Source organism: Desulfofundulus thermosubterraneus DSM 16057 (assembly GCF_900142025.1).
Lineage (GTDB): Bacteria > Bacillota > Desulfotomaculia > Desulfotomaculales > Desulfovirgulaceae > Desulfofundulus > Desulfofundulus thermosubterraneus.
In genome coordinates, this window is sequence record NZ_FQZM01000063.1 from 1 (window position 1) to 11,990 (window position 11,990).

At 52.9% G+C, this 11,990-nt stretch carries 13 protein-coding genes; 4 read left to right on the plus strand and 9 right to left on the minus strand.

Annotated features, from left to right (window positions below):
- Positions 1-494 precede the first annotated feature (494 nt).
- The 7 genes from BUA65_RS16555 to BUA65_RS16585 all read right to left on the minus strand — a co-directional run bounded on the left by BUA65_RS16555 (position 495) and on the right by BUA65_RS16585 (position 7,078).
- Positions 495-1,274 (minus strand): ATP-binding cassette domain-containing protein, encoded by a 780-nt coding sequence (locus BUA65_RS16555; RefSeq protein WP_165613291.1) that lies wholly within the window; start codon positions 1,272-1,274, stop codon positions 495-497.
- A 19-nt stretch (positions 1,275-1,293) separates the two neighbouring features.
- Positions 1,294-1,944, minus strand: a complete 651-nt coding sequence (locus BUA65_RS16560; RefSeq protein ID WP_072871346.1) for an amino acid ABC transporter permease — start codon at positions 1,942-1,944, stop codon at positions 1,294-1,296.
- A 119-nt stretch (positions 1,945-2,063) separates the two neighbouring features.
- Complete coding sequence (locus BUA65_RS16565; protein ID WP_084062639.1) at positions 2,064-2,828, minus strand: ABC transporter substrate-binding protein; 765 nt, start codon at positions 2,826-2,828, stop codon at positions 2,064-2,066.
- 28 nt (positions 2,829-2,856) lie between these two features.
- Positions 2,857-3,699, minus strand: a complete 843-nt coding sequence (gene ablB, locus BUA65_RS16570; RefSeq protein WP_072871350.1) for a putative beta-lysine N-acetyltransferase — start codon at positions 3,697-3,699, stop codon at positions 2,857-2,859.
- A gap of 1 nt (position 3,700) precedes the next feature.
- Positions 3,701-4,930, minus strand: a complete 1,230-nt coding sequence (kamA, locus tag BUA65_RS16575) for a lysine 2,3-aminomutase (RefSeq protein ID WP_072871353.1) — start codon at positions 4,928-4,930, stop codon at positions 3,701-3,703.
- Between the two features lie 346 nt (positions 4,931-5,276).
- Positions 5,277-6,395, minus strand: coding sequence for a Nif3-like dinuclear metal center hexameric protein (locus BUA65_RS16580; protein WP_072871356.1), 1,119 nt, complete (start codon positions 6,393-6,395; stop codon positions 5,277-5,279).
- A complete protein-coding gene (locus tag BUA65_RS16585; protein ID WP_207543926.1) occupies positions 6,386-7,078 on the minus strand; it encodes a tRNA (adenine(22)-N(1))-methyltransferase in 693 nt (230 codons plus the stop codon). The genes BUA65_RS16580 and BUA65_RS16585 overlap by 10 nt, the downstream gene beginning before the upstream one ends.
- Before the next feature lie 392 nt (positions 7,079-7,470).
- On the opposite strand from BUA65_RS16585, the gene BUA65_RS16590 reads away from it, so the two are divergent.
- The 4 genes from BUA65_RS16590 (at position 7,471) to dctP (ending at position 11,196) form a co-directional block, all read left to right on the plus strand.
- Positions 7,471-8,235, plus strand: a complete 765-nt coding sequence (locus BUA65_RS16590; protein WP_072871358.1) for an IclR family transcriptional regulator — start codon at positions 7,471-7,473, stop codon at positions 8,233-8,235.
- A gap of 21 nt (positions 8,236-8,256) precedes the next feature.
- Positions 8,257-8,766, plus strand: a complete 510-nt coding sequence (locus BUA65_RS16595) for a TRAP transporter small permease (RefSeq protein WP_072871361.1) — start codon at positions 8,257-8,259, stop codon at positions 8,764-8,766.
- A 3-nt stretch (positions 8,767-8,769) separates the two neighbouring features.
- Positions 8,770-10,056 carry a TRAP transporter large permease gene (locus tag BUA65_RS16600; RefSeq protein WP_084062637.1) on the plus strand — a complete coding sequence of 429 codons (1,287 nt, stop codon included), beginning with the start codon at positions 8,770-8,772 and terminating at the stop codon, positions 10,054-10,056.
- A gap of 93 nt (positions 10,057-10,149) precedes the next feature.
- A complete protein-coding gene (gene dctP / locus BUA65_RS16605) occupies positions 10,150-11,196 on the plus strand; it encodes a TRAP transporter substrate-binding protein (protein WP_072871363.1) in 1,047 nt (348 codons plus the stop codon).
- A gap of 138 nt (positions 11,197-11,334) precedes the next feature.
- Here the strand turns inward: dctP and BUA65_RS16610 are convergent, their stop codons facing one another.
- A complete protein-coding gene (locus tag BUA65_RS16610; protein ID WP_072871365.1) occupies positions 11,335-11,550 on the minus strand; it encodes a biotin/lipoyl-containing protein in 216 nt (71 codons plus the stop codon).
- Between the two features lie 65 nt (positions 11,551-11,615).
- Positions 11,616-11,990: electron transfer flavoprotein subunit alpha/FixB family protein (locus BUA65_RS16615; RefSeq protein ID WP_131821545.1), on the minus strand; the 375-nt coding region annotated here is incomplete at its 5' end.

Here is an 11,990-nt window from a genome sequence, read left to right on the forward strand (position 1 = left end):
CCTTGATGAAAAGGTCGCATTTTTCCCGGAACAGGTGATAAAAGTTGTCTTCCCCGAACATCCGGGACAAGATCAGGTCCGGATGATAGAAGGAGAGTTGCTCTTCTTTTGATGGCCTGTACATGAGGTTTTCCTCCCCGGGTAGAAGTCATCAGCCATAGTTGGATATTCGACGTTTTCAGCTGTTTCCCTGGCGGGGAGGGTAGTTTTTATTGATTATCCCTGTTTTTAGTCATTTTACATGTGATCATAATGAGTTGCTGTGGAAGACCATTTTCATCCATGGCAGGGAGTAGCATTTTCCCTGGGCTATGTTAATATCTGCCATTTAGCTGGGGGTTTTGCGACTGTATCTAATTAAACAAAGAAAAACCCCCTTTCGCAAATTGGCCTGCAAAGGGAGTTTTTCTATGAAGGTGGTGGGGAATTTAAGTGAAATTCCTGCAGTTTTTTAAAGGGATGGGGGCTAAAAGGCCTTAGGAAACTGAAAAAGCTCAAGCGGAAGTGGCTGTAGCAGCCGGGGTCCAGCAGTCTTGAGCCGGACCGGATCCCCACAGAACCCTGCTCAAGAAATCCCTGGTGCGGCTCTTTTGTGGCCGGCTGAAAACCTGGGCCGGCTCACCTTCTTCCACAATGCGTCCCTCATCCATAAAGATCACCCGGTCTGCCACCTCCCGGGCAAAGCCCATTTCGTGGGTGACCACGATCATGGTCATGCCTTCCCCGGCCAGCTGTTTCATTACCGCCAGCACTTCCCCCACCAGCTCCGGGTCCAGGGCTGAAGTGGGCTCATCAAAAAGCATCAACCGGGGGTGCATGGCCAGGGCACGGGCAATGGCCACCCTCTGCTGCTGCCCGCCGGAAAGCTGACAGGGATAGGCGTCCACCTTATCGGCCAGCCCCACCTTGTGTAAGAGGGCCAGTGCTTCTTCTATGGCTTTTTCCCTGGGCACCTTTTTCACCATAACCGGTGCTTCGATAATATTTTCCAGCACGTTCATATGAGGAAAAAGGTTGAAATGCTGGAAGACCATGCCTACCTCCCGGCGCAAAAGATTGAGATCATCCCGCCGGGGGTCGATCACTTTCCCGTCAAATATAACCTGGCCCTGTTCTGGTACTTCCAGGAAATTTAAACAGCGCAGCAGCGTGCTTTTGCCGGAGCCGCTGGCCCCGATCACCACCGCCACCTCCCCCTCCCGCACCTCCAGGTTGACGTCCTTGAGGGCATGCAGGCGACCAAACCACTTATTGAGATTGCGCACCTTGACCAGGCTCATTTTCCCTTCCCCCTTAGCTTTCTATTTTCAAGCGGCGTTCCAGGCGGTTGACCAGGAAGGTAAAGAGAACAACCAGGGCCAGGTAATACAGGCCGGCGATGGTGTAAAATTGCAGCTCCGCAAAGTGGGTGGAAGCCAATTGCATGGAAACACCAAACAACTCTTTCATGGTTACGAAGGCGGCCAGTGATGAATCCTTCAAACCGATAATAAACTGGTTGCCCAAGGGAGGTACGACCCGCTTAAAGGCCTGGGGTAAAATAATGCGGCGCATGGCCAGGCCGTAGCTCATGCCCAGGGAACGGGCGGCCTCCATTTGTCCGCGGTCAATGGATTGAATACCGCCGCGAAAGATCTCCGCAATGTAAGCGCCGTTATGCACGGCCAGGGCGATGGCCGCCGACCAGAAGCTGCCAAAGTCCACAATGGTAGCCAGGCCAAAATAAATGGCAAAGAGCTGTACAATAAGGGGTGTGCCGCGAATGACGGTAATATACGTGTCGGCGATACAACGCCAGAATCTGCGCCCGGATATTTTCATGAGGGCAAACACCAGTCCAATAACCATGCCCATGGCCAGGGCGGTAGCGGTGAGTTCCACCGTAACCGCCGCCGCCCGGATAAAAAAGGGTATGGAAGTTACCAGGTAATGTAAGAAGTCCATTTCGCGTCCTCCCCGTAAAATGATGCCTATCCGGGCACGGCACCGGACCTAAAACAAACTGACGCTGCTCCTTAAAGGGCGACCGACGCCCCGTTTTATTACTGGTTTTGCGACAGTACCTAGTTACTAATATCGGTGCCGAAGTATTTTTTGCTGATGGCCAGGTAGGTCCCGTCGGCCTTGATTTCTTCCAGGGCTTGATTTACCTTTTCCCTAAGCGGGTCACCCTTGCGAAAGGCTATGCCCACATTTTCAACAAAAAGCAGGCCCCCCACCGGCTTGATGTCCAGCTTTTGCTCGCGAGCAGCAATGGTCCCCACAAACCGGTCGGTAATTACCGCCTCCACCCTCCCCCGGGCCAGATCCTGCAGGGCGGTCACATCACTGGTGTAGTTCTTGATGTTTTTGGTATATTTCCGGGCCTCCTGGTCGTAAACACTGGAGATCAGCACACCCACGGGCGTGTTGTCTTTTATGTCCCGGATATCCTTGATGTTAGAATTTTTACGTACAAAGAGTTGGGGGCCGGAAACATAATAGGGATCGGAAAAATCCACCTGCTTTTGCCTTTCCGGCGTGATGGTCATACTGCCCAGGATGGCATCGTACTTTTTCGCTTTCAAGCCGCTGATCAATCCTTCCCAAGGGGTAGCAATGGGCACGGGCTTCATACCCATCTTTTCGGCCAGCGCACGGCCAATTTCCACGTCGAACCCGGTGAGCTGGTTGTTTTCGTCGAAGTAGTTAAAAGGACGGTACTGCCCCGACATGGCGTAGGTAAAGGTAGGCTCCTGTTCCGTGCCACCCCTGGGACTGCAGCCGGCCAGGATGGCCAGCGCAAAGACAAAACCCAACAACAAAGAAAACCCCTTATTTTTTCCCACTTTAAGTCCTCCTTTTTTCATCCAATTCCTACTCCACCGGCCTGACCCAGATATTCATGTTTTCAAACCCGCCATCAATGTGGCAGTTGTTGATGAGCGTGCCCCGGAAGACATAACCCAGGCGGTGAAGGACCAGGTTCATTCCGTAAGACGAGGCCCGGGCCAGGCTGTAAAGACAGTGAATATTGCGTTTAAGGCATCCTTTTTCAATGTGCCAAAGCAAAAGGCTGTTCAAACCCACACCCCGGTAGGCGGGATCGGTGGCACAGTTGGTTAGTTCGGCCCTGCGGTGCTCCCATTGAATTTCGGCTGCCGCCACGCTCGCCAACCGGTCACCGTGATAAACAACCATGAAAAGATCTCCCTTTTTCATGGAGCAGGCCAGGTAAAAGGGATCACATACCGGCGTGGGGTAGCTGCGAAAAACCTTTTTGAACAACCTGGCCATGGGAATCAGGTCATCCCCTCCTGCCTGGCGCAGGGTGAATCCGGGCGGCAAACTACCCCGCCAGCCCTTTTTGCAGGCCAGTATCTCCTGCAGCGTTTTTCGTTCCTGGTTTAAAGCCCTGGAATCTCTCCGTTCTGCCCGGGGGAACGCGGCCAGGAAATAGGCATTCTCCCCTTGAAAATAACCATCGATCATGCCTTCCATATGAAACCCGCCGCCCTGGATTTTGAGCAAATCCCCGGATTTGACCGGAAAGATAATTTTACCCATACCCCACCTTAAAGCCAGTTTCTTGAGAAAGCTGCGCAGTGCTGCCGGATTCCCCGCCTCATAATCAGTTACCCAGATCCGTTCGCTGGTTTGGTCCAAACGGACCGACACCCAAAAATCCTGTCCATAATGCCTGACTACCCGGTCACCCAAGTCAAGTACCCCCTTTGACCTGGGCCACCCTGCTCTCCTTGTTTGCCTGGAAGGTAACCGCCTTTCCCTGTAATAATCCGGCTACTCCCGCGCCCTTGCCGGCATATTTCTTTTCCTCCCAGGCAGGTTCCGTGTAAACGTGGATGTTTCCCTCAAAGTTGCGCAGGACTACCTTCCCCTGCCCCTGGGACAAGACGTAGTTCGGCCCCAGGGGTATTTTGCCACCTCCTCCCGGCGCGTCAATGACAAAGGTGGGGACGGCCAGCCCGCTGGTATGACCGCGCAGACTTTCAATAATTTCTATCCCGGTGTTTACCGGCGTGCGGAAATGACCTATTCCTTCGGAGAGATCGCACTGGTACAGGTAATAGGGGCGCACCCTGATTTGCAGTAACTTATGCACCAATTGGAGCATGACGTCCGGCCGATCGTTTACCCCCCGTAAAAGTACCGACTGGTTGCCCAGGGGAATACCGGCACCGGCCAGGCGGGCACAGGCACTGGCTGCCTGGGGGGTAACTTCGCGGGGGTGATTGAAATGGGTATTAATCCACAGAGGGTGATATTTTTCCAGCATGGCACAGAGTTCCGAAGTTATGCGCTGGGGCAGAACCACGGGAGCGCGGGTGCCAATGCGGATGATTTCCACGTGGTGAATGGCCCGCAATTTGCGCAGAATGTATTCCAGTTGCTCATCCGTTAAGGTGAGAGGGTCCCCACCGGAAATCACCACGTCTCGAACGCGCGGATTGTTTTGGATATAGGCAATGGCCCTGTCCAGGTGGGATTTGGGCAAGGCCCGGTCCCGCTGGCCGGCCAACCGCCGGCGGGTACAGTGCCGGCAGTACATAAAACAACAATCGGTGACCAAAAGGAGCACCCGGTCGGGATAACGGTGCGTCAGTCCGGGCACCGGTGAATCGACTTCCTCATGCAGGGGGTCGCGCATATCCCCGGGCACTCTTTGCAGTTCTTCGGGTTGCGGTACGGCCTGGAGCCGTATGGGGCACTTATAATCGACCGGATCCATTAAGCCGGCATAGTAGGGCGTTATGGCCATGCGAAATTTTTTCAGGCAGGCTGCAATGTCCTTCATTTCACCGGCAGTAAGTTTAATAAACCGGGTCAGCTCATCCACGGTGGTAATGCGATGCTCCAGGTGCCAGTGCCAGTCGTTCCATTCCTCTTCAGTTACCTGCCACCTTTCCCGTAACTTTAACTGGTTATTCATTAGACCACTCCCAACTATTCTAAAAGATACCTGACAACTTTCAGTTATTATATAAGTTGCCGTGTTTCCCCTATTATAACACACATAATTGCAAGGCAAACAGTTCAATAATCTACCCATTTTTCCCGTCAGGCTGGAAATGGCTTGATTAACAAGCCATATCCGTAAGATGCTTTTAAAAACACAAAAATCCGGCAACCATCTGGTCACCGGATTCAAGTCATTACATTTGCAGGCCGTAAAAATAGTATGCTCGTGGTTCAGAAAGGAACAGTATTATCCTGAGCTAACGTGTAGCACCGGTAAGGGGCAACCGGGCTGCAACCCACCGGCGCGCCAAGAGTCACTAAGAGAAGAAATAAGGATCCTCTTCCGCATCGCTAAGCAAGCACTCTACGGCCAGACCTTTTTCCCGGCAGGTACGGAGCAAATATTCCTGCAGAGCCGGCAGGATTACCCTTTCGGTACCAAAGTGACCGGCATCCACAAAAGCCAACCCCGCCGCAAGCATATCCCGGGCGGTATGATAACCCACGTCTCCAGTCACGAAAACATCTGCATTGAGCGCTAGGGCCCTGGGCCAGAGCTCGCCGCCGGAGCCGCCACACAGAGCCACCCGCTTAACCGGGCGACCTTTTTCTCCCCCCCAGCGTACCGCGGGCAATTCGAGTTCTTCTTTCACGAAAGCAACAAATTCCTCCAGGGTCAACGCTTTCAGCAACATACCTATCCTCCCCAGGCCAATGGAAGGGGTGACCTGGTTCGCCAGGGGATAGAGATCGTAGGCCACCTCCTCATAGGGATGGGCCTCCAGCATGGCCCGCACCACCCGCTCCACCAGCCTCCGGGGGACAATGGTTTCCAACCGGACCTCCCTTACCTGCTCAAGACGGCCCTGCCGGCCGATATAGGGATTGGTCCCTTCCAGGGGCCTGAACGTACCTGTTCCCTCCACCCCAAAGGTACAGTCACTGTAATTGCCAATCCACCCGGCCCCGGCTGCCCCGATGGCCGAGCGCACCGCATCCACATGACCCAGGGGCACAAAAACCACCAGTTTTAAGTATTGTTCCTTTCCGGGAGTCAGTACCTGGATATCCTGCAACCCCAAGCGCCGGGCGAGGAAGTCATTTACCCCGCCGCGACAGCGGTCCAGATTGGTATGGGCGGCATAAACGGAAACACCGGCCCGGATGAGCCCGGTCACCAGTACCCCACCGGGCCGGTCCATACGGATTTGCTTAAATTCTTTAAAGAAAAGGGGGTGGTGGGTCACAATCAGCTGAACATCCCTTTCCAGAGCTTCCCGGCATACCGCTTCATTTACGTCCAGGCAGAGCAGTATGCGACGGACGGGAGCACCCGGATCCCCCAGCTGCCAGCCGGGGTTATCCCATGGTTCCGCCAGCTCCAGGGGAGCCATCTCCTCAATGATGGCGGCAATGTCTGCACCGGTTACTGCCATTCTTTTAACACCTCCTGAATGCGGGCCATTTTATCCGAAATTTCAAGAGCCTTTTCCTCAGCCCGGGGACTACGACTGTGAACCAGGGCTTTCAGGACACGCTGGTACTCTGCCATTAATTTGCTCAGGTAGGCGGGAAGGAGCGGGTGTTTCTTTTCCACCAGGCGCGGGCCGATCTCCAGCAAAAAAGGATCTGAAACCTTTTCCCTGCCTGGCTCGGCCACCAAAATAACATATAAATGCCCGTCCTCCACGACCAGCGTTTCATCTAGAAGACGCCAGCCCTCTTCCACCAACCACAACCGCAGGTCCCCCGCATCCACCATGGGCTGCAGGATCAGCCGCCTGACGGCGGCCAGCACCTCCGGGGCAGCGGCCAGAATCTGCCGGATGGTGTTTCCCCCCAGGCCGGCCAGCACAATCACTTGCGCTTCCCCGGGTAAAAGGGGGCGCAGACCGTCACCCTGGCGCACATCAATTTTACCGTCCAGGCCCTGCAGGTGAACCGCCGTACGGGCGCTGCGGTAAGGACCGGCATTTAACTCAGTAGCCACCGCTTTGGGACAGATACCCTTCGCCACCAGATAGATGGGCAACAGGGCGTGATCGGTCCCGATATCCGCCACCACCGTCCCGGGCGGTACATAGGTCGCAATGGCTTTTAGACGCTTGGCCAGGCGCAATAAAGAATTCCTCCAACTTTTCATTGTGCCGCGGTAATTATTGTAACACTTGCCAGTACCCAGTTGCAAGAAATGGGACCCCAGAACTTACTAGTTACGGCAACAACCGGGGTTAGGGGAAGCTCTACCCCGGCAAGCAAAACCCATTCAAGTGAACTGGCAAGTTCCCGAATTTTTCGGAGCTGTGAACAGTAAACATTAAGTTCCCCGTTCCCATTAGTCGATATTACCATTCGACCTTTGATGTTAGCCGTTTAGATATAAAAATCAACCATTGGCCGCCTAATTATTGCTGTTTTCACAATTTTATGTGAGTTTTGAATTAAAAATAATGAAATGGTGTTACATATAGTGTAACGATTAATAAACGACGGAGGAATAGTATTTGAGCAATGAAAATCATAGGTGCCTTAGAAAAGGCCTTGCTTATCCTGGATAAATTCAGCTTCGAAAAACCGGAGTGGAGTCTCGCGGAACTGACCAGGGAACTAGGCTGGTCCAAACCGACTGTTTTACGTTTGCTCAATACTCTAGAGAAATACGGATTTGTCAACAAAAACAGTACAACCAAAAAATACCATCTGGGGCTGCGTCTTTTCGACCTGGGCAGTATTGTCGCCGGCCAGATGGATGTACGCGCTATAGCTTTACCCGTGATGCGCAAGATAAGGGACAAAATCAACGAGGCGGTTTACCTGAACGTTATTTTGGAAAAGGAAAGAGTTTGCGTTGAATTTCTGGATTGCTCCCACACCCTGAAAGCTTCGGTGAATATCGGCCAGCGTTCACCCCTTTACGTAGGGGCTTCGGCACTGGTGCTGCTGGCTTTTCACGAGGACAGGGAAAGAATTATCAGGGAATTGGAGCTTAAGCCTTTTACTCCCACCACAATTACGGACGTGGAAACACTTTTCCACCGGCTGGAGGAAATCCGGCAGGCAGGTTACGCCATCAGCTGGGGTGAACGTAACATGGGCCTGGTGGCCATCAGCGCACCCGTCTTTGACCGTCACGGCAAGATTGCCGCCAGCCTGTCCATCGGCCTTCCCGAAGTCCGCGCCCAGAAAGAGAAGCTTGAACTCTGCATTAAGTTGTTACAATGGGGGGGTGGGGAAATTTCCAGCCAATTGGGTCATCAGGCCTGTAAATTAGATTGATTTTACGAGGTGGTAACTAAAATGAATAATTTTATCAATGCTTTGGACAAGGTTATTGGCTTAATTGAAAAAATCTGCATGGCAGGCAGCGTGCTCAGCGTTGTTCTGATGATGCTGCTTGTTACCGCCGACGTAACGGGAAGAAAGCTTTTTAACCACCCCATACCGGGGAGCGTGGAAATAAATGAAGAATATCTTATGGTTTCAATTGTCTACCTGTCCATGAGTTACGTTTACGTTCAGGGAGGGCATGTAAGGGTCACCCTGTTCCGGCGCTTTTTACCCGGCCCTTTTTTAAAATTGATCGATCCCTGTTTAAACATCTTCGGTCTTTTTTTCTTTTCCCTGATAACCTTTTTCGGCTGGGAGAAGACCTTGACGGCTATGCAATTCGGTGAAACCAGCAGTTGTATTTTGGCCTATCCCCTGGCTCCCGCATACTTCCTGCTAACCTTGGGAGCGGCCCTTTTATGTTTGAGGATTGCCGAATCCATCTTTTTACCGGCAAAAATCAAGTGGGAGGAGCATTAAGCAGTGATAGCCGGAGCGATACTCATTTTTATGCTTGTGCTGCTTGTCCTGGGGATGCCCGTAGGTTTTGCCATGGGAGTTGCCGGGATGATTGGTCTATACCTGGAAGGAGGACCGGGTGCCATAGCCTCCATTTTAAGCAACGCCCCCTACCGTTCGGCAGCCAACTTCGCTTTGAGCACGGTACCCATGTTCATTTTCATGGCCGAGATCGTCTCCCGGGCCAATATCGTACAGGAGGTCTTCGTTGCCGCCCGGAGATGGCTGGGAAAAATCCCGGGCGGCCTGGCCATAGCCACCGTTATTGCCTCTGCAGGCATGGGAGCCATGTCCGGTTCCAGCACCGCTGCCGCCGCCTGCATGTCTTCCATAGCCGTTCCCGAAATGCGCCGGGCCGGTTACAACCTGGAGGTAGCAACCGGCGTGGTAACAGTGGCCGGCACGCTGGCCATCATGATCCCCCCCAGTATCCCCCTGGTTATTTACGGCCTGGTCACCGAAACTTCCATCGGCAAGCTGCTCATTGCCGGCATTGTGCCAGGCATAATGACCGCCCTGGTCTACTCCGCCGGGATCTTGCTGTGGAACAAGCTAAGGCCAGGAGTTATGCCCGCCGGCCAGGCATACAGTTACAGAGAAAAGTTGGCCTCCTTGAAGCCTTTATGGGCTTTTCTCATCCTGGGTTCAGTGGTGATAATAACCCTATACACAGGTATCGGAACACCAACAGAAGCAGCAGCCATAGGGGCCTTTGGCGCAGCCGTTATCGCCCTGACAACCCGGCGCATTGATTTAAAGGGACTTTACAATGCTGCCCTCCAGACAGCCAAAATCACCACCATGATTTTCACCATCATTATCGGCGCCATGGTCGTGGGATATTTCTTCACCCTCACCCAGACCGCCCAAAACTTAATTGCTTTCATCGGTACTCTATCCATCCCCCACTGGTTCATCATAGGTTTGCTGGTAATCCTGTATCTGATCCTGGGGTGTATGATGGACCAGATTGCCATCTTACTGCTGACCCTGCCGTTAACCTTCCCCCTGGTCGTTTCCATGGGTTACGACCCCATCTGGTTCGGCGTGATCGTTACCAAGTTGGCGGAAGTTGGCCTGGTGACACCGCCGGTGGGTATGAATGCCTACGTGGTCAGCGCCACCATCCGGGTGCCGCTGGAACAGGTATTTAAAGGTACAGGAGTGATGCTTATGTTTGAGTTCATCACCCTCTGCTTACTCCTGGCCTTTCCCATTATTACCACCTGGATACCTTCTTTGATGAAGTAGGAGGTGAGAGCTTGAAGGGTATATGAAGTCAGGATCCGGTATTTAAGAAGTGATTGGTTTACTGAAAATTAAAAAAGGAGGGGCATCACCCTAATGAAAAAGCTGGCATACCTGCTCTGTGTAACCGTTCTCTCTCTTGCCCTGGCCGGCTGCGGCGGCCAGAAAACCGCTAAGGGTACCGGGGAGCAGCAAAGTACCTACACCTTGAAGATGTCCGATTACTATCCCGTTACCCATATCGCCTCCCGGGACCTGGCCAAATTCTTCATTGACCAGGTGGAGAAGCAAACAAGCGGCCGGGTGAAGATAGAGTATTACCCGGCAGAACAACTGGGCAAGCTCAAAGACCAGCTTAACCTGGCCAGCCAAGGTGTGGTAGATATCGCCATTGCCCCGGCCTCTTTCCTGGCCGGCCAGCTACCCCTGAACACGGTCATGATCCTGCCCGAGTGGACCAAGGCCTCCGAGGGCAGCGCTATTTACGACAAACTAGCCAGGGGAGTCCTTATGGAGGAGTTTCAAAAATACGGCGTAAGGCCCATTTTTATGTATACCTTCCCGCAATATAACGTGGGAACGGTTAAAAAGCCCATTAATTCCCCGGAAGACCTTAAGGGGCTCAAGCTCAAAACTTCGGGCGGTCTGTTTGACAAGATCGCCGCCCGTTACGGCGTAACCCCGGTGGTGGTTCCCTCGCCGGAGATTTACGAGTCAACACAACGCGGGGTGGTGGAAGGCAATATTCTCAATATTATCAGTGCCAAATCCTACAAGGTTGACGAGCTGGAAAAATACCATACCTTCGGGCTGGCCCTGGGCGGCTACCCCGTAGCCTACGTAATTAACGAGAATTCCTGGAAGAAGATGCCGGAAGATATTCAGAAGGCCATCCTGCAGGCGGGAGAAGAAGCTTCCAAACATGCCGGGCAGGTGTTTGACCAGGAGGAGCAAAAATATATAAAAGACTTTGAACAAAAGGGGATAAAGATCCATTACATCACAGCGGAAGAAAAAGCCAAATGGTTGGCGCCTTTAAAGGGCATTGAGCAGGAATGGATTGACGAAATGGAAAAGAAAGGCCTGCCGGGCAAGAAGGTTTATGAGGAATTCCACAAGCTCTGCCAGGAGATAGTAAAATAGCCTTTCAGGCTGAAAAAGGGCGTTTTGCCTCCCGGGACCTGCCGGTACCACGGTAAATGCTAACATCCTTGGAAATGAAACAGCATAAAGGAGAGGGCCTTCCAGAAGGAAGGCTCTCTCCTTTACCCCCGGAGTTTCCTACCCCAAAGTTAGAATTACCGTATCGGGATTGACCACATCGCCCGGGTTGGCCTTAATCTCTTTGACTACACCGCTGGCCGGGGCGTAAATTTTAACGTACATTTTCATGGCCTCGATGGTAGCCACGGGATCGTTTTCCTTTACCTGATCGCCTACTTTAACATCGACCGAAATAAGTTTGCCAACCATAGGAGAGTTGACGGGAACACTCATGGAACAAAACCTCCTGTGTAATTAGATTCTGTCGCTTTACCGGTAAGATTAGCTGTTTAACACTCTTATTCCTTCCCGAGGAGCTTTTTGAACTCCTGAGTAAGCAGGGGCACCACCTCAAAGAGGTCACCCACAATCCCGTAATCGGCCACCTTGAAAATATTGGCTTCCGGGTCCTTGTTGATGGCCACAATCACCTTGGAGGAACCCATTCCCGCCAGGTGCTGGATGGCCCCCGAAATGCCGCAGGCAATGTACAGCTGCGGGGATACGGTCTTACCAGTCTGACCCACCTGCATGCTGTGCGGCGCATAACCCGCATCCACAGCCGCCCGGGAGGCTCCCACCGCCGCCCCCAGCACATCCGCTAATTCTTCCAGTATCTTGAAGTTCTCCGCCGATTTCATCCCCCGCCCCCCGGAAACAATGATGTCCGCTTC

Bases quoted from the DNA above. Each gene is read 5' to 3' on its own strand.
- BUA65_RS16560 (WP_072871346.1), bottom strand. From the start codon at position 1,944: ATGGACTTCTTACATTACCTGGTAACTTCCATACCCTTTTTTATCCGG.
- BUA65_RS16595 (WP_072871361.1), top strand. From the start codon at position 8,257: ATGAATAATTTTATCAATGCTTTGGACAAGGTTATTGGCTTAATTGAA.
- BUA65_RS16590 (WP_072871358.1), top strand. From the start codon at position 7,471: ATGAAAATCATAGGTGCCTTAGAAAAGGCCTTGCTTATCCTGGATAAA.
- BUA65_RS16610 (WP_072871365.1), bottom strand. From the start codon at position 11,550: ATGAGTGTTCCCGTCAACTCTCCTATGGTTGGCAAACTTATTTCGGTC.
- BUA65_RS16580 (WP_072871356.1), bottom strand. From the start codon at position 6,395: ATGGCAGTAACCGGTGCAGACATTGCCGCCATCATTGAGGAGATGGCT.
- kamA (WP_072871353.1), bottom strand. From the start codon at position 4,930: ATGAATAACCAGTTAAAGTTACGGGAAAGGTGGCAGGTAACTGAAGAG.
- dctP (WP_072871363.1), top strand. From the start codon at position 10,150: ATGAAAAAGCTGGCATACCTGCTCTGTGTAACCGTTCTCTCTCTTGCC.